16 protein-coding genes are annotated in these 16,651 nt (G+C 56.3%); 13 read left to right on the top strand and 3 right to left on the bottom strand.

The genetic code is table 11. The annotated features are described in order from the left end of the window. The first annotated feature begins 394 nt into the window (after positions 1 to 394). Positions 395 to 1,348: a nickel/cobalt transporter gene (locus L350_RS00410; RefSeq protein WP_032627064.1), complete on the top strand. Its 954-nt coding sequence runs from the start codon at positions 395 to 397 to the stop codon at positions 1,346 to 1,348. 32 nt (positions 1,349 to 1,380) lie between these two features. Here L350_RS00410 and proP read toward each other — a convergent pair whose 3' ends face one another. Further along, complete coding sequence (gene proP, locus L350_RS00415; protein WP_022646793.1) at positions 1,381 to 2,883, bottom strand: glycine betaine/L-proline transporter ProP; 1,503 nt, start codon at positions 2,881 to 2,883, stop codon at positions 1,381 to 1,383. Between the two features lie 646 nt (positions 2,884 to 3,529). On the opposite strand from proP, the gene kdgT reads away from it, so the two are divergent. After that, positions 3,530 to 4,522 (top strand): 2-keto-3-deoxygluconate transporter, encoded by a 993-nt coding sequence (kdgT, locus tag L350_RS00420; RefSeq protein ID WP_022646792.1) that lies wholly within the window; start codon positions 3,530 to 3,532, stop codon positions 4,520 to 4,522. A 33-nt stretch (positions 4,523 to 4,555) separates the two neighbouring features. On the opposite strand, the gene L350_RS00425 is transcribed toward kdgT, so the two are convergent. Both L350_RS00425 and crfC read right to left on the bottom strand, forming a co-directional pair. Continuing rightward, on the bottom strand, positions 4,556 to 5,434 hold the full coding sequence (locus L350_RS00425) for a diguanylate cyclase regulator RdcB family protein (RefSeq protein WP_022646791.1): 879 nt from the start codon (positions 5,432 to 5,434) through the stop codon (positions 4,556 to 4,558). Beyond that, entirely contained in the window at positions 5,431 to 7,785 is a 2,355-nt protein-coding gene (gene crfC / locus L350_RS00430; protein WP_032627062.1) for a clamp-binding protein CrfC, read from the bottom strand. Before crfC ends, L350_RS00425 begins: the two co-directional genes overlap by 4 nt. A 591-nt stretch (positions 7,786 to 8,376) precedes the next feature. Between crfC and L350_RS00435 the strand changes: the two genes are divergently transcribed. The 11 genes from L350_RS00435 (at position 8,377) to phnK (ending at position 16,555) form a co-directional block, all read left to right on the top strand. Continuing rightward, positions 8,377 to 8,712, top strand: coding sequence for a zinc ribbon domain-containing protein YjdM (locus tag L350_RS00435; RefSeq protein WP_022646789.1), 336 nt, complete (start codon positions 8,377 to 8,379; stop codon positions 8,710 to 8,712). Positions 8,713 to 8,792: 80 nt separating this feature from the next. Further along, positions 8,793 to 9,224, top strand: coding sequence for a VOC family metalloprotein YjdN (yjdN, locus tag L350_RS00440; protein ID WP_022646788.1), 432 nt, complete (start codon positions 8,793 to 8,795; stop codon positions 9,222 to 9,224). A gap of 173 nt (positions 9,225 to 9,397) precedes the next feature. Next, entirely contained in the window at positions 9,398 to 10,186 is a 789-nt protein-coding gene (gene phnC, locus L350_RS00445) for a phosphonate ABC transporter ATP-binding protein (protein ID WP_003860210.1), read from the top strand. Between the two features lie 23 nt (positions 10,187 to 10,209). Then, positions 10,210 to 11,226, top strand: a complete 1,017-nt coding sequence (gene phnD / locus L350_RS00450) for a phosphonate ABC transporter substrate-binding protein (RefSeq protein ID WP_022646786.1) — start codon at positions 10,210 to 10,212, stop codon at positions 11,224 to 11,226. A 115-nt stretch (positions 11,227 to 11,341) separates the two neighbouring features. Further along, positions 11,342 to 12,121 carry a phosphonate ABC transporter, permease protein PhnE gene (phnE, locus tag L350_RS00455; protein ID WP_022646785.1) on the top strand — a complete coding sequence of 260 codons (780 nt, stop codon included), beginning with the start codon at positions 11,342 to 11,344 and terminating at the stop codon, positions 12,119 to 12,121. 20 nt (positions 12,122 to 12,141) lie between these two features. Beyond that, complete coding sequence (phnF, locus tag L350_RS00460; RefSeq protein ID WP_032627060.1) at positions 12,142 to 12,867, top strand: phosphonate metabolism transcriptional regulator PhnF; 726 nt, start codon at positions 12,142 to 12,144, stop codon at positions 12,865 to 12,867. Beyond that, positions 12,868 to 13,320, top strand: a complete 453-nt coding sequence (phnG, locus tag L350_RS00465; RefSeq protein WP_022646783.1) for a phosphonate C-P lyase system protein PhnG — start codon at positions 12,868 to 12,870, stop codon at positions 13,318 to 13,320. Continuing rightward, positions 13,317 to 13,901, top strand: coding sequence for a phosphonate C-P lyase system protein PhnH (gene phnH / locus L350_RS00470; RefSeq protein WP_003860219.1), 585 nt, complete (start codon positions 13,317 to 13,319; stop codon positions 13,899 to 13,901). Before phnG ends, phnH begins: the two co-directional genes overlap by 4 nt. Further along, a complete protein-coding gene (locus L350_RS00475) occupies positions 13,901 to 14,965 on the top strand; it encodes a carbon-phosphorus lyase complex subunit (RefSeq protein WP_022646782.1) in 1,065 nt (354 codons plus the stop codon). The genes phnH and L350_RS00475 overlap by 1 nt, the downstream gene beginning before the upstream one ends. Then, the gene (gene phnJ, locus L350_RS00480; protein ID WP_023299113.1) at positions 14,958 to 15,803 is read left to right on the top strand and encodes an alpha-D-ribose 1-methylphosphonate 5-phosphate C-P-lyase PhnJ; all 846 of its coding nucleotides are present in this window, start codon (positions 14,958 to 14,960) and stop codon (positions 15,801 to 15,803) included. Before L350_RS00475 ends, phnJ begins: the two co-directional genes overlap by 8 nt. After that, positions 15,800 to 16,555, top strand: coding sequence for a phosphonate C-P lyase system protein PhnK (gene phnK / locus L350_RS00485; protein WP_032627058.1), 756 nt, complete (start codon positions 15,800 to 15,802; stop codon positions 16,553 to 16,555). The genes phnJ and phnK overlap by 4 nt, the downstream gene beginning before the upstream one ends. The last annotated feature ends 96 nt before the right edge of the window (positions 16,556 to 16,651 follow it).

The raw sequence follows: 16,651 nt of genomic DNA, 5'->3' as shown, positions 1-16,651 counted from the left end.
GAATCCATGTCACTTTGAGTGCCCACACAGATTGTCTGATAAATTGTTAAAGAGCAGTTGCGACGCGCTTCAGCGCTCTGTCGCGAGGTGGCGTATATTACGCTTTCCTCTTTCAGAGTCAACCCGTTATTTCAGGATTTTTTCTCTTCAACCGACCGGGTTGTCTGTGAAGTGATTCACATCCGCCGTGTCGATGGAGGCGCATTATAGGGAGTTCCCAAGCGACCGCAACAGAAAAGTTGCAAAAAAATGACTGACTGCTGTATTCCCCAGCAAAACCCCGCCTTATACCCTTTTACGCACAGAGTTATCCACAATCCATTGACGATCCCGGTGCGATCCCGCTAATTGAACACTATACTAGCGGCAAATATTCCTCTCGCAGACCAACCTGATGACGACACAACGACTTCAACGTGACTGGCGTATCCCAACCGCCGGGCTCGCCGTGCTGGTGTTACTTATGGCAGGTTTCGCACTGCATACGCACTGGAATGCTTTTATTCAGTGGTGCCTCGCCGCTCAGATCACCCTGCACCGTTATCTGGTGATGTATTTGCTGCAACTTAATAATCATCAGTACAGCGGTGGGCTGTGGTTGTTAACCGGTGCGTTTCTTTATGGTGTACTCCATGCCGTTGGACCAGGACACGGCAAATTTATCGTCGCCACGTATCTCAGCACCAATAAAGAGAGCCAGCTCGCGGCGCGCGTCGTACCGTTTATCGGTAGCCTGATGCAGGGCGTCAGCGCGATCCTCTTTGTGTTTATCCTGGCGGTTGAATTGAACCTCGCGTCAGGAGATATTAGCACCAGCCGTTGGTACGTCGAGAAAATCAGCGCCTTACTGATTGCCGCCTTCGGTGCGTTTATCATTTATCAGGCGCTCAGCAGCCTGCGTCCGCGCAAAATGGCGATTAGCGCCATCAAGCCGCATCATCAGCATAATGAACACTGTGGCTGCGGCCATCACGGCGTAGGGGTGGATCTGGCTAAAAGCGACTGGAAAACCCGTCTGGGCGTGGTGCTGGCCATTGGCGCACGCCCGTGCAGCGGAGCAATTATGATCCTGATGTTCTCGAATGCGCTCGGCATTATTAGCTGGGGAATTGCTGCTGTGATGACAATGTCGCTGGGAACGGCGTTGTCGATTATGGGGCTGTCGCTGGCAGTACGTTACGCGCGTGAACGCACAGTAGCCTGGTTTAGTGGCGGCACTTCCCTGAACTGGGTAATGCCGATGGTCAAAATAGCCGGAGGAGTTGTTCTGATACTGTTCGCAACTATCCTCTTCCTGACGGTGATCCCCGTCAGCGCCAGCGGCGACTATATCGCCGCAGGATGCTAATAAAAGAAAACCCGCCAGCGGCGGGTTTTTTATCACTCGTTAATTCGCGGATGCTGGTCAACCAGGCGAGAACGTTTTTTCTGAAGCTCTTCAATCTCTGCGTCAATATCTTCAATCTTCTGCTCTACGTTATCGTAGTGCTCGCGCAGGATCTCCTTCGCTTCCTGAATATCGGACGCCGCAGGCGTTGCCCCTTTCAGTGGACGGTTCGCCGTCTCCTTCATAGTAATACCGGTAATCAGGCCAATCACCGCAATAACCATCAGATAGTAAGCAGGCATCATCAGGTTCTGCGTGCTCTCCACCAGTGAAGCAGCAAGCGTCGGCGTCAGGCCCGCAATCAGAACGGAGATATTAAAGGCTGCCGCCAGCGCACTGTAGCGAATATGCGTCGGGAACATTGCCGGTAGCGTAGAAGCCATCACCCCGATAAAGCAGTTGAGGATCACCGCCAGCATCAGCAGACCGGCGAAAATCAGCCCCAGCACATTGCTGTTAATCAGAATAAAGGCCGGGATTGCCAGCGCGAACAGTGCGACGCTACCGAGAATAATGAATGGCTTACGGCCAAAGCGGTCGCTCAGCAGACCCATAATCGGCTGCACGAACAGCATGCCTACCATGATGGCGATAATAATCAGCACACCGTGGTCTTCCGAGTAGTGCAGGTTATGCGACAGATAGCTCGGCATGTAGGTCAGCAGCATGTAATAGGTCACGTTGGTGGAAATCACCAGACCGATACAGGTCAGCAGGCTGCGCCAGTGTTTGGTCGCAATCTCCTTGAACGACACTTTCGGGCCATCCTGCAACCCTTCACGGTCGCCCTGCTCCAGCTTTTCAACGTGCTGCTGGAACGCAGGCGTCTCTTCCAGGGCGTGACGCAGGTAAAGACCGATGATGCCAAGCGGCAGCGCCAGGAAGAACGGAATACGCCAGCCCCAGTCGAGGAAGTTCTCTTCACCCACTACGGTTGAAATCAGAACCACAACTCCCGCGCCCATGACAAACCCGGCAATCGAACCAAAGTCGAGCCAGCTGCCCATAAAGCCGCGTTTTCGGTCCGGAGAATACTCGGCGACAAAAATCGATGCACCGGTATATTCGCCGCCAACGGAGAAGCCCTGCGCCATCTTACAGATCAACAGCAGGATCGGTGCCCATATACCAATGGTCGCATAGGACGGAATAAGGCCGATACAGAATGTACTTATCGACATGATGACAATAGTAATAGCCAGGATCTTCTGGCGACCATATTTATCACCCAGCATGCCGAAGAACAGGCCACCGAGAGGGCGAATAAGGAAGGGAACAGAGAACGTACCCAGCGCGGCAATCATCTGCAAGCTGGGATCGGCACCGGGGAAGAACACTTTACCAAGCGCATAGGCAACAAAGCCGTAGACACCAAAATCGAACCACTCCATCGCATTACCGAGCGAGGCCGCCGTAATCGCTTTGCGCAGTTTCGCATCATCAATAATGGTGACATCGCGCAGCGTGATGGGTTTTACTTTTTTCCTTCTAAGCATAGCTTTCCTCGTAGACTCAGCCCCGTCCGTTTCACAGCGCATTTGCAAGCTGTGAACCAGAGATCCGCTCCATGCGAATCTCCTTATTCAAGCGTAGCAGGTTTACTTACATTGACGTTTTACCTCAATACAACCGAACCTGTTGACGCCTGTCTGGGCAGTTAAAGACCTTTTTACCCTACCAGCGTTTATATATGTGATCAACTTCACATATATTTTTCCGGTTCGTAAGTTGGCTTCAGGTTTTGTCAATTCACGATAAATAAGGTCATTCTCACCCCCTTTATCAAGCACATCTTAACACCCGTTATTATTCCTCTTAAAACAAAAAACAATCACATTTCTTCACATCGAATTTACACAAAATTTAATTATTAACAGCGGGCATTCCTGTTTACATTCAATATGTGACGCAGATAACTAAAACAGTGTTTTATTTTCATTGAATCGCAATTCCAAAGATCGCATGATAAACCCGAACACAATATCCCAGCGGCTTTCAAATGAAGGAATGCTAAGCACCTGAATTTCGCTTTACAGCATAAGTAACGAATCGATTGGTCTTCAAAAAAGGCAATCATTTGAATTTGTTGATCTATTTTTTGAGATTTCCGCCAGCCACGCGGGCGAGATGTGAGGGTTAATGATGAAGATTAAAGCAACAATAGAACGCATCCCGGGCGGGATGATGCTGGTCCCGCTGGTACTTGGCGCGATATTAAATACGCTGGCCCCGAATACCGGTGCTTATTTTGGCGGTTTTACAAAAGGTATGATCACCGGAACGGTGCCGATTCTGGCAGTCTGGTTCTTTTGCATCGGCGCATCTATTAATTTACGTGCAACTGGTACGGTATTACGTAAATCAGGGACGCTGGTCATTACTAAAATTGCGGTCGCCTGGGTCGTTGCCATGATCTGCGCGATGTTCATTCCGGAGAATGGCATACAGACCGGATTCTTCGCCGGATTATCCGTTCTGGCCATTGTTTCAGCAATGGATATGACCAACGGCGGTCTCTATGCCAGCCTGATGAATCAATATGGCACCAAAGAAGAATCAGGCGCGTTCGTGCTGATGTCCCTGGAGTCGGGTCCGCTGATGACCATGCTGATTCTGGGTTCTGCCGGCCTTGCCTCCTTTGAACCCCACCATTTTGTCGGGGCGATCCTGCCGTTCCTGATTGGTTTTGCGCTAGGCAACCTCGATCACGATCTGCGCGATTTCTTCAGCAAAGCCACCCCGGTACTGATCCCGTTCTTCGGCTTCGCGTTGGGCAATACCATCAATCTGAACGTGATTCTGGAAACCGGCCTGCTGGGTATTGTGCTGGGTGTTGCCGTCATCGTCATCACGGGTATTCCGCTAATTATTGCAGACCGCGTCATCGGGGGCGGTAACGGAACCGCAGGTGTGGCCGCCTCGTCGGCCGCAGGCGCTGCGGTAGCTAACCCGGTGATTATCGCCCAGATTAACCCGGCCTTTGAACCGGTGGCGGCTTCCGCCACGGCCTTGGTTGCCGCCAGCGTGATTGTGACGGCGATTCTGGTCCCGATCATCACGGCGCTGTACGCCAGACGTTTTGGACAGGTTCCGGAAACCCAGGCAGAGCCGAAAGCGGTAGAAATGCACCACTAAGCCGTTCGCCCCCTCCTTAAAAAGAGGGGGCAATCACGCACTAAATATCTCTTCCACCATGCCATCCACCAGCCGTTTTGCCGAACAGAGTCTCGGCATACCCAGCGCGACCGTTTGCCAGCTCTGCGTCACTGACCAGCTCACCGGATGTTTATCCGCCTGACACCAGTCCCCCAGCCAGCCAAGCATATCTTTATAATCCATCAGACCAGGAGAAGCGGGCGTCGTCAGCCACTGATGGTAAAAATGCCGGGTGGTGGGAGAAGCGTTAATCCCCTGTGCCAGATAGTTTGCGGCCATGCTGCGCAGGTTATCTTTCAGCATGGCCGCCACATCACTATTCGCCAGACGACAGGCATCGCCAAACGCGCCCCAGCGCAACTCTTCCAGCACGATAAAGCAGCGGCCAGCCAGCGACCAGCCGTCATACTGCCCGGCTCGCCAGCGGGTAAAAATTTGCTCGCTGTGCTCACCCGCCTGAACCGTAAGGCCGCGCTGCGCGAGCGCTTTCTCTTTATAGGCGGCACGCTGGTTGAAATGTGCGGAGAGCGCCTCGTACTGTTGCAACAATCCGGAAGGTTGAGGGAGGCGTGGATTAACCTGCTGGCGCAGGGCTACCAGCTTGTCGGACATGCGGGTCAGCGCCAGGTGTCCGGGGTCGAGCATACCGGCCAGTTTCTCCGCCAGACCCAGCCGCAGTGCTGCATTTTCGTTGAGCATTCCCGCCATTGCCCATGGCCGCAACCGGGTCTGCGTAACGATCTCCTGCGTCAAACGCTCACGAAATTGCAGTTGCTGTGGCCCCAGGAGGGTGTGACGAGCAGCATCCGCCCCCTGGACCAAATCGACCATAAATTTTGGATGAATACACTCCAGCGTCCGCCCGGGACCGTCCAGTAGCTGTGTTGTCATGGTTGCTCTGCCGCGAATAAGGTTTGAATATCATCGCGTAACAGTCGGGTATCTTCCTGAATCCACGCCGCTGTGGTCATACTTTGCTTCAACAACTGGCTAAGCGCCCGGGTTGAATGCTCATTCTGCTGCCGCACGGCAAGGCTATCACGCAAGCTTTCCTGTAACCCGGTCAGGCACAACGAAAACTCTGCAAAGAACGTTGCCATACCTGCCGTAACAGAGACATCGACCTGCGCGGCCAAAGCTTTACGTATTTGATCGCAAAACTGATCGGTATGCTGCGTAAATTTGCCATGAAGCTGAGCGATATCGATGACATATCGGGTGCGCGTCTCCACATACGCTTCCCAGCCCCAGCCGGGATGATTGAGCCAACGCGAGACGGTATTACGTACGCTGCCCGCCCCTGCAGGCTGACTGGCGGGAGGGGTGTCCTGCACAATGGCATCATTAAATAAGCCGCGCGTATTGAAGTTAAGCTGGTTTGCCTGAAACGCCGGAAAGCTAATCCGCGCCCGAAAGCCGGCATGACTGAGCTGTTCCTTAATTTGCATCTCGATGGGGCGCATCGCCTCATTCAACGATCGGGCGAGCGTAGACTCCAGCTGATCGAAGCGTAACGCCAGCTCCCGGCTAATTCTGCTCTGCGCATTCAGCAAAATCTGCTCGCATGACGATCGGATCTTGCTCAGGACAATCTGTGCCTGCCCTTCATCGTCAAGCACCAGCTGCTGGTTCTCATCCGTGTCGTCTGTACGCATGCTGGATGGCTCGCGCCCGGCTAAATCAAGAATTAACGGGCGGCTAAACATGTCGTCCAGCGCCTGGTGAAGTTCACCTTTCTGACTAAGCAGAAATGTATCCGCTGCGTTGAGCGCCTCTTCAACTTCATGCTGGACCTCATCGCTCACTACGCTCTGCCGCTGACGCAGCATCGCCATGTCCTCTTCCAGGCGCTTAATATTCCGCTCCAGCTCATCAAAGGCGACCGTCAGTCCCTGATGGCGAAAATCCAGGTATTCTCTGGCATTTTGCGCATAGTTCAGCAGTTTATGCGATGCCGACCGCAGGGCGAACAGCGAGGCGTTGGCGTAAGCCGCGTAAATCAGCTTGCGGATGGGCTGTTCGAACAGCGAATCCTCCCACAGCAGATCCGCCGCATGGCGAATATGGTCACTATCGTCGAGATCGGCCGTACGCCAGCGGCGGCCCAGCGCGGCCTCGGCAAAATCCTGCACCCAACGCTGATCCTGATGATCGGGAAGCCGCCCATGGGTGTTCATCTCATAGCGGGCGCGGTTTGCCAGGTAGGCCCACATGGAAGAGACCGGATAAATTTGTCCCGGAGAAATATTCCCTTTCATCAGCGTGCCGGAAATCATCGCCCGTACCTGCTCTTCATCGTCGCTGTTACGATCTTTCTGATCGAATTTATTGACCAGGGCGTAAAGCGGCACGGATTTCCCCGCCGCCGAAATTGCCTGACGAACCTCGGCGTCGGAAATGGATTTAAGCTGGGTATAGTCCATCACCGCCAGCACGGCGGAGGCGCGCGCCAGCTGCTCGCTGAGCATTTTTTGCAGGTGCGGCTGACCGGCCTCGTTCGGCCCCGGCGTGTCGAGCAGCGTCAGTTGACCAAGATGCGCATCCAGACCGGCGAGGTGCACAAATTCCACCTCAATCACCGGAATATGTTCAATCGCGGCATACTCAGAAAAAGGAAACTCCACACCCAGCGCCTGCGAAAGCCGCACCAGATCGTTCAGGCTTTTCCGACAATGAAAGATGGGCTCCGCGCCCAGGTGATGTTTTCCGAACGCCTCACCTCTTTCGATGCGCTCCAGCAGCGTATTCATGTCCTTGTCGATTTCCAGACGCCGCGCCAGCTTGCCGCAATCTTTATCGCACAATTTCGTCTGCAACTGGGAAATCAGGGTATCAATGGGCGCAACGTGCAAAAAATGCAGCACCGGCTCCTTCTGGCCCGGCGTATGGCGGATCAGCGTGGGCAGCGCCGTCATCGGACGATTGCGGTTCGGCAGCACTTCCGTGCCCACAATCGCATTAATGGTGGTCGATTTTCCCGCTTTCATGGTACCCACAATCGCCAGCACCATTTCGAGGCGGGTTATTTTGCGTAATTCGTTATTCAGCAACGCCTGCTGAGCGTCGACACCCCGCGCGCTAAAATGTAATGGCAAAACGTTGTTATTAACGCCGCTCATGGCAGCGGCTGTGCTATCCAGCTTTGCAATCGGCATTGATTTTAATGAATCAAGATTGTTCAGAGCCAGCTGTAACAAACGTTCGGCTTCCTGGCTTAATTCAAATATGGTCTGTGTGTGCATGATAAAAGCCTTCCCTTAACGCAAATTTATTACTTTTATTAAGCCACGTTTTTTTAATTATACTGTTCAGGCTTATATGATCACGTATGGAAAACATGTTCATTTAATACAAGTAACTGAAGATAATGAGAATTTAAATCTCACCCTTCTAATACGTGTAAAACATCCCTCTGGTCAGAAGACCAAAAGTAAATAGACAAAACGCATTTTCAGGAAACATCAGGAGATATCATCGTTATTTACCCACCAAAAAAGAGAGGTATTCCCTGACACCAAAAGATGTATAGCATCAGAAAGGATAGATAAATAACGGCTTGTTCCTTCACCTTATCCGAAATGGCACAGCGTAGCAATTTGCTGTAATAAAATATTCGATATATTTATCATCATAACGATCACTGCTGTGCAGGGCATAAGCTTCCCTTAATTCACTGACAGTTCGTGTCATCTTTTACGCATTTTTGCGCTATTTTTCTAAAACAATATCACCGACAAAAGTGGGGATTTGCGTTATACTCGCTGCCTTTTTCGGCACACTGCCGTCATTTAGCTGGCGTTTTCCAGCGTGTTAACACTTTTGAGGATACCCACATGCAACTTCCACACTGCCCGAAATGCAATTCTGAATACACCTATGAAGACAATGGCATGTTCGTTTGCCCGGAATGCGCCCATGAATGGAACGATGCGGAGCCTGCGCAGGACAGCGATACGCTGATTGTGAAAGACGCGAACGGCAACCTGCTGTCAGACGGCGACAGCGTTACCGTTGTGAAAGATCTGAAGGTAAAAGGCAGTTCTTCCATGCTGAAGATTGGTACCAAAGTGAAAAACATCCGTCTTGTTGAAGGCGATCATAATATCGATTGCAAAATTGACGGCTTCGGTCCGATGAAACTGAAATCTGAGTTCGTGAAAAAGAACTGATTGACCCGCCCGGTGACGCTTCGCTTACCGGGCGTCCGGGAACTACACTTAACGGGCTTTTCTTACGTGAGGTAAAGATTATGCCGTTAAGTCCCTACATCTCTTTCGCCGGCAACTGTGCGGAGGCCACCGCCTTCTATCAGCAGGCCGTCGGCGCAGAACTCCTCTACAAAATCACCTTCGGCGAAATGCCTAAAGACGAAAACAGCGAAGAAGGCTGTCCGTCCGGCATGAACTTCCCGGATACCGCCATCGCCCACTCTAACGTCCGCATCGCGGGCAGCGACATTATGATGAGCGACGGGATACCGCCTGGCAGCAGCGCGCAATACGCGGGTTTCACACTGGTGCTCGACACCCAGGATGTGTCGGAAGGCAAGCGCTGGTTCGACAACCTCGCCGATGGCGGCAATATTGAAATGGCCTGGCAGGAGACCTTCTGGGCGCACGGATTCGGCACTGTGACCGACAAATACGGCGTGCCGTGGATGATTAACGTCGTTAAATCGTAGGCTGGATAAGCGCAGCGCATCCGGCAACAGAGTCCGGTGGCGCTGCGCTGACCGGGCCTACGGTGATTGTCATCAAATCCCCCTCAACTCTTCAAACTCCCGCAACCAACACTTAACCTGAATGTCATATTGATGCGCCAGCATGAGGCCACATTTATCGTGAGGCCCAGCACATGCAAACTGTCATTCGCGTCGAGAAACTGAGCAAAACCTTCCATCACAACAAGGCGCTGCATGCCGTTGATCTGACCGTCCAGCAGGGCGAAATGGTGGCGCTGCTGGGGCCATCCGGTTCAGGAAAATCCACCCTTCTTCGTCACTTAAGCGGCCTCATTACCTGTGACAAAACGCCGGAAAGCCGCGTCGAGCTGCTGGGTAACACCGTGCAACATGCGGGGCGTCTGGCAAGCGATATTCGCAAAAGCCGCGCGCAGACGGGCTATATCTTTCAGCAGTTCAACCTGGTGAACCGCCTGACGGTGCTCGAGAACGTGCTGATTGGCGCGCTCGGCAGCACCCCGTTCTGGCGCACCTGCCTGCGCTGGTTCTCCCCTTCCCAGAAACAAGAAGCCTTACAGGCGCTGACCCGCGTCGGTATGGCGCATTTTGCCCACCAGCGCGTCTCAACGCTCTCCGGCGGACAGCAGCAGCGCGTCGCCATCGCCCGCGCCCTGATGCAGAAAGCCAAAATCATTCTGGCCGATGAGCCTATCGCCTCGCTGGATCCGGAATCGGCCCGCATCGTGATGGAAACCCTGCGCGACATCAACCAGAACGACGGCATCACCGTGGTGGTGACGCTGCATCAGGTGGATTACGCCCTGCGCTACTGCGAGCGCATCGTCGCCCTGCGTCAGGGCCACGTGTTCTTCGATGGCGCCAGCCATCAGTTTGATAACGAACGTTTTGATCATCTCTACCGCAGCGTAAACCGCGTCGAAGAACGCGCGCAGGCTGCTTAACGCCCCGATAACGAGGAATGGAAATGAACTACAAAGCCGTTGCCGCGCTGGCCTTCACCAGCATGTTCAGCATCAGCACCCTGTTAAGCCCGGCCTGGGCAGAGGAACAGGAAAAAGCGTTGAACTTTGGCATCATTTCAACGGAATCACAGCAAAACCTGAAGCCGCAGTGGGAACCGTTCCTGAAAGATATGGAAACCAAACTGGGGATCAAAGTGAACGCCTTCTTCGCCCCGGACTACGCGGGCATTATCCAGGGAATGCGCTTCAACAAAGTCGACATCGCGTGGTACGGCAACCTCTCTGCCATGGAAGCGGTAGATCGCGCCAACGGCCAGGTCTTTGCCCAGACCGTTGCAGCAGACGGCTCCCCGGGCTACTGGAGCGTGCTGATCGTTAACAAAGACAGCCCGATCAACAACCTCAACGATATGCTCGCCAAACGCAAAGAGCTGACCTTTGGTAACGGCGACCCGAATTCTACGTCCGGCTTCCTCGTCCCGGGTTACTACGTCTTCGCGAAAAACAACATCTCCGCCAGCGACTTCAAGCGCACGGTCAACGCCAGCCACGAAACCAACGCCCTGGCCGTAGCAAACAAGCAGGTAGACGTTGCCACCAACAACACTGAAAACCTCGACAAGCTGAAGACCTCCGCGCCGGACAAGCTGAAAGCGCTGAAGGTGATCTGGAAATCGCCATTGATCCCGGGCGACCCGATTGTGTGGCGTAAAAACCTCTCCGAAAGCACCAAAGACAAGGTCTACGACTTCTTTATGAACTACGGCAAAACGCCGGAAGAGAAAGCGGTGCTGGCGCACCTGGGCTGGGCACCGTTCCGCGCGTCCAGCGATTTGCAGCTGGTGCCGATTCGCCAGCTGGCGCTGTTTAAACAGATGCAGGGCGTGAAGGACAACAAAGGTCTGAAGGAAGAAGAGAAGACCAGCAAAGTGTCGGAAATTCAGGCGCAGCTGGACGATCTCGACCGCCTGACCGCCGCGCTCGGCGCGATGACCAGCGTGAATAAAGCGGTGCAGTAACTCAAGTCCCCTCTCCCTTGAGGGAGAGGGTTAGGGTGAGGGGGAAAGGCGCACGCTGATGCCCTCACCCCGGCCCTCTCCCACAGGGAGAGGGAGAACAGATTAAGGAGCCAACATGCAAACCATCACCCTCCCGCCGCCAAAGCGCAGCTGGTTCTCGCTCATAAGCTGGGCCGTTCTGCTGGCGGTGCTCGTTATCTCCTGGAAGGGCGCGGAGATGGATCCGCTGCTGCTCTTCAGGGACTCGGGCAACATGGCGACCTTCGCCGCCGACTTCTTCCCACCTGACTTCAGCCAGTGGCAGGACTACCTCAGTGAAATGGCCACCACCCTGCAAATCGCCGTCTGGGGCACCGCCCTCGCCGTGATCCTCTCCATTCCGTTTGGCCTGATGAGCGCCGAAAACATCGTGCCGTGGTGGATCTACCAGCCGATGCGTCGCCTGATGGACGCCTGTCGCGCCATCAACGAAATGGTCTTTGCGATGCTGTTCGTGGTCGCCGTCGGCCTGGGTCCGTTCGCTGGCGTGATGGCGCTGTTCATCCACACCACCGGCGTACTCTCCAAGCTGCTCTCCGAAGCGGTTGAAGCCATCGAGCCCGGCCCGGTGGAAGGCATCCGCGCAACCGGCGCGAACAAAATCGAAGAGATCCTCTACGGCGTCCTGCCGCAGGTCATGCCGCTGCTCATCTCCTATTCGCTATACCGCTTCGAGTCCAACGTTCGCTCCGCCACCGTGGTCGGCATGGTGGGCGCAGGCGGTATTGGCGTCACCCTGTGGGAAGCGATTCGCGGTTTCCAGTTCCAGCAAACCTGCGCATTGATGGTGCTTATCATCGTCACCGTCAGCCTGCTGGATTTCCTCTCTCAACGCTTGCGTAAGCACTTCATCTGAGAAGCGAGGCTTTGATTGGTATGTACTTATCCAGACATCCGACCAGTTACCCTACCCGCTGGCAAGAGATTGCGGCAAAGCTCGAAGTGGAGCTGCGCACGCACTATCGGTGCGGCGACTACCTGCCTGCCGAGCAGCAGCTTGCCGACCGCTACGAAGTGAATCGCCACACCCTGCGTCGCGCCATCGATCAGCTGGTGGAGCGCGGCTGGGTCCAGCGTCGTCAGGGCGTCGGCGTGCTGGTGCTGATGCGCCCGTTTGACTACCCGCTCAATGCTCAGGCGCGTTTTAGCCAGAACCTGCTCGATCAGGGCAGCCACCCCACCAGCGAAAAGCTGCTGTCTGTCCTGCGCCCGGCCTCCCGCCACGTAGCGGACGCGCTGGGGATTCAGGAGGGCGACAACGTCGTTCACCTGCGCACGTTGCGCCGGGTGAACGGCGTGGCGGTCTGTCAGATCGACCACTACTTCGCGGACCTCTCCCTCTGGCCCGTGCTGCAACATTTCGCCAGCGGTTCCCTGCATGATTTTCTTCAGGAGGCGACGGGTATCGCGCTCAAACGCACCCAGACGCGCATCAGCGCCCGCCGCGCGCAGGCTAAAGAGAGCAAGGTGCTGGAGATCCCCAACATGGCCCCGCTGCTCTGCGTGCGCACCCTCAACCACCGTGACGGCGACGTCAACGCAACGGAATACTCCGTCAGCCTGACCCGCGCCGACATGATTGAATTTACCATGGAGCACTGAATGCACTTCGACACCTCCACTCGTCAGCGCTGGATGCGCGTGCTGGCCCATAGCCAGCCTGCTGCGCTGGCTGCCCGCATGAACGCGCTCGGCCTGACGCCGGACTACGACACGATCCGCGCGCCGGAGATCGGCCTGGTGCAGATCCAGGCACGCATGGGCGGCACCGGTGAGCGCTTCTTCGCCGGCGATGCCACCCTCACCCGCGCGGTGATCCGCCTGAGCAGCGGCACGCTGGGCTACGGCTACGTACTTGGACGCGACAAAACGCACGCCGAGCGCTGCGCGGTTATCGACGCGCTTTTACAGGAACAGCCGCATTTTCAGACCTTAATGGAAACCCTTATTGCCCCGCTGGAAGCTGACCGCGCCGCACGCCTTGCCGCGCGTCAGACCGAAGTGAATACCAGCCGGGTCGACTTCTTTACGCTCGTTCGCGGAGACAACGCATGACGCTTCAACCTGCCTTTACCCTGGCCGTCCAGGATGCCCAACAGAGTTTCCGTCGCCTGCTGAAAGCCATGAGCGAGCCCGGCGTGATCGTCTCGCTGCACCAGCTTTCGCAGGGCTGGCTGCCGCTGAACCTCGCCTCTACCAGCGTGCTGCTGACGCTGGCGGACAACGACACGCCGGTATGGCTGTCAGGGGCATTGCTGAACGATATCGCCAGCCAGAACCTGCGCTTTCACACCAACGCGCCGCTGGTCGAGCAGCCCCAGCAGGCGGTCTTCGCCGTGGCAGACGAGCAAATCAGCCACGAGCAGCTTAACGCCCTGAGCGAAGGCAGCGCCGTCGCCCCGGAAACCAGCGCCACGCTGATTTTGCAGGTCTCCAGCCTGAGCGGTGGTCGCATGCTTCGCCTGACGGGTGCAGGCATCGCCGACGAGCGGATGGTCGCCCCCCAGCTGCCGGAGTGCATCATTCATGAGCTGACCGAGCGCCCGCATCCGTTCCCGCTCGGTATCGACCTGATCCTGACCTGCGGCGAGCGCCTGCTGGCGATCCCGCGAACCACTCACGTGGAGGTGTGCTGATGTACGTTGCCGTCAAAGGGGGCGAGAAGGCGATCGCCGCCGCCCATGCCTTGCAGGCGCACAGACGCCGGGGGGATGACGCTCTTCCCGAGCTGAGCGTCGCCCAGATTGAACAGCAGTTAAATTTGGCCGTCGACCGCGTGATGACCGAAGGCGGCATCGCGGACCGTGAGCTGGCGGCGCTGGCGCTGAAACAAGCCAGCGGCGATAACGTGGAAGCCATCTTCCTGCTGCGCGCTTACCGCACAACGCTTGCGAAGCTGGCGGTGAGCGAGCCGGTAAATACGGCGGAAATGCGTTTAGAGCGCCGTATTTCTGCGGTGTATAAAGATATTCCTGGCGGCCAGCTGCTTGGCCCCACCTACGACTACACCCATCGTCTGATGGACTTCGCTCTGCTGGCAAACGGTGAAACACCGCAGCTCAGCGCCTCTGATGCTGAACAAGACGCCTCCCCGCACGTCTTTAGCCTGCTGGCAAACCAGGGGCTGGCGAAGGCGGAAGAAGACACCGGCAGCACACCGGATGACATCACCCGCACGCCGCCGGTCTATCCCTGTTCGCGCTCGTCCCGTCTGCAACAGCTGATGCGCGGCGACGAAGGGTATCTGCTGGCGCTGGCCTACTCCACGCAGCGCGGCTACGGGCGCAACCACCCGTTCGCGGCAGAGATCCGCAGCGGCTATCTCGATGTCGAAATTGTGCCAGAAGAGCTGGGGTTTGCGGTGAACATCGGCGAACTGCTGATGACCGAGTGCGAAATGGTCAACGGTTTTGTCGCGCCAGAAAATGAAGATCCACACTTTACCCGCGGCTACGGGCTGGTGTATGGCCTGAGCGAGCGCAAGGCGATGGCGATGGCGCTGGTTGACCGTGCGCTCCAGGCGCCGGACTACGGCGAGCATATTGCAGGCCCGGCACAGGACGAAGAGTTCGTGCTGGCCCACGCGGATAACGTTGAGGCCGCGGGCTTTGTCTCGCACCTCAAGCTGCCGCACTACGTCGATTTCCAGGCCGAACTGGAACTGCTGAAACGCCTGCAACGGGAGCGCGCCAATGGCTAACTTAAGCGGCTACAACTTTGCCTATCTGGACGAGCAAACTAAACGCATGATCCGCCGCGCCATCCTTAAAGCTGTGGCGATCCCTGGCTACCAGGTGCCGTTCGGCGGCCGCGAAATGCCGATGCCCTACGGCTGGGGCACCGGCGGTATTCAAATCACCGCCAGCGTGATTGGCGAAGCGGACGTGCTGAAGGTCATCGACCAGGGGGCAGACGACACCACCAACGCCGTGTCGATCCGCAACTTCTTCAGGCGCGTAACGGGCGTCAACACCACTGAAAAAACCGAAGACGCGACGCTGATCCAGACCCGTCACCGCATTCCGGAGACCCCGCTGACTGAAGATCAGATTTTGATTTTCCAGGTGCCGATCCCGGAGCCGCTGCGCTTTATCGAGCCGCGGGAAACCGAAACCCGCACCATGCACGCCCTGGAAGAGTACGGGATCATGCAGGTCAAACTGTATGAGGACATCGCCCGCTTCGGCCATATCGCCACCACCTACGCCTACCCGGTGAAGGTGAACGGCCGCTACGTGATGGACCCGTCGCCGATCCCGAAATTCGATAACCCGAAGATGGACATGATGCCCGCCCTGCAACTTTTTGGTGCCGGACGTGAAAAACGCATCTACGCCGTACCGCCGTTTACCCGCGTAGAGAGCCTGGATTTCGACGATCACCCTTTTACGGTGCAGGAGTGGGACGAGCCGTGCGCCATCTGCGGATCCAAACACAGCTATCTGGATGAAGTGGTGCTGGACGACACCGGCAAACGGATGTTTGTCTGCTCCGACACTGATTACTGCCGCCAACAGAGCGAGGCGAACAGCCAATGAAACCGCTGCTTTCGGTTAACAACCTGACTCACCTTTATGCGCCGGGCAAAGGCTTTAGCGACGTGTCGTTTGAGCTGTGGCCGGGCGAAGTGCTGGGCATTGTCGGCGAGTCCGGCTCCGGTAAAACCACCCTGCTGAAGTCCATCTCCGCGCGCCTGACGCCGCAGAGTGGCGACATTTTGTATGAGGGCGTGTCGCTGTACGGCATGAGCGAAGCCGAGCGCCGCCGCCTGCTGCGCACCGAGTGGGGCGTGGTGCATCAGCACCCGATGGACGGCCTGCGCCGTCAGGTGTCAGCGGGGGGCAACATCGGCGAACGGCTGATGGCCACCGGCGCACGCCACTACGGCAATATCCGCGCCACGGCGCAGCACTGGCTGGAGGAAGTTGAAATCCCCGCCTCGCGCATCGACGACCTGCCGACCACCTTCTCCGGCGGCATGCAGCAGCGTTTACAGATTGCCCGCAATCTCGTCACCCATCCGAAGCTGGTGTTTATGGACGAACCGACCGGCGGGCTGGACGTATCCGTGCAGGCGCGCCTGCTCGACCTGCTGCGCGGCCTGGTGGTGGAGCTGAACCTGGCGGTGGTGATTGTCACCCATGATTTAGGCGTCGCGCGCCTGCTGGCGGACCGTCTTCTGGTGATGAAGCAGGGTCAGGTGGTGGAAAGTGGGTTAACCGACCGGGTGCTCGACGATCCCCATCATCCGTACACCCAGCTGCTGGTGTCGTCGGTGTTGCAGAACTGAGGGCGCTGTTGCCGGGTGGCGCTGCGCTTACCCGGGCTACGAACAGCGCACCTGTAGGCCGGGTAAGGCGAAGCCACCACCCGGCAAAACGAACAC

Source organism: Enterobacter sp. MGH 4 (genome assembly GCF_000534735.1).
GTDB lineage: Bacteria > Pseudomonadota > Gammaproteobacteria > Enterobacterales > Enterobacteriaceae > Enterobacter > Enterobacter intestinihominis.
This window is presented reverse-complemented; position numbering and strand designations above follow the sequence as displayed.

Bases quoted from the DNA above. Each gene is read 5' to 3' on its own strand.
- L350_RS00435 (WP_022646789.1), top strand. From the start codon at position 8,377: ATGCAACTTCCACACTGCCCGAAATGCAATTCTGAATACACCTATGAA.
- phnC (WP_003860210.1), top strand. From the start codon at position 9,398: ATGCAAACTGTCATTCGCGTCGAGAAACTGAGCAAAACCTTCCATCAC.
- kdgT (WP_022646792.1), top strand. From the start codon at position 3,530: ATGAAGATTAAAGCAACAATAGAACGCATCCCGGGCGGGATGATGCTG.
- phnJ (WP_023299113.1), top strand. From the start codon at position 14,958: ATGGCTAACTTAAGCGGCTACAACTTTGCCTATCTGGACGAGCAAACT.
- L350_RS00410 (WP_032627064.1), top strand. From the start codon at position 395: ATGACGACACAACGACTTCAACGTGACTGGCGTATCCCAACCGCCGGG.
- L350_RS00475 (WP_022646782.1), top strand. From the start codon at position 13,901: ATGTACGTTGCCGTCAAAGGGGGCGAGAAGGCGATCGCCGCCGCCCAT.
- phnE (WP_022646785.1), top strand. From the start codon at position 11,342: ATGCAAACCATCACCCTCCCGCCGCCAAAGCGCAGCTGGTTCTCGCTC.
- phnK (WP_032627058.1), top strand. From the start codon at position 15,800: ATGAAACCGCTGCTTTCGGTTAACAACCTGACTCACCTTTATGCGCCG.
- phnD (WP_022646786.1), top strand. From the start codon at position 10,210: ATGAACTACAAAGCCGTTGCCGCGCTGGCCTTCACCAGCATGTTCAGC.
- proP (WP_022646793.1), bottom strand. From the start codon at position 2,883: ATGCTTAGAAGGAAAAAAGTAAAACCCATCACGCTGCGCGATGTCACC.
- phnF (WP_032627060.1), top strand. From the start codon at position 12,142: ATGTACTTATCCAGACATCCGACCAGTTACCCTACCCGCTGGCAAGAG.
- yjdN (WP_022646788.1), top strand. From the start codon at position 8,793: ATGCCGTTAAGTCCCTACATCTCTTTCGCCGGCAACTGTGCGGAGGCC.
- crfC (WP_032627062.1), bottom strand. From the start codon at position 7,785: ATGCACACACAGACCATATTTGAATTAAGCCAGGAAGCCGAACGTTTG.
- phnH (WP_003860219.1), top strand. From the start codon at position 13,317: ATGACGCTTCAACCTGCCTTTACCCTGGCCGTCCAGGATGCCCAACAG.
- L350_RS00425 (WP_022646791.1), bottom strand. From the start codon at position 5,434: ATGACAACACAGCTACTGGACGGTCCCGGGCGGACGCTGGAGTGTATT.
- phnG (WP_022646783.1), top strand. From the start codon at position 12,868: ATGCACTTCGACACCTCCACTCGTCAGCGCTGGATGCGCGTGCTGGCC.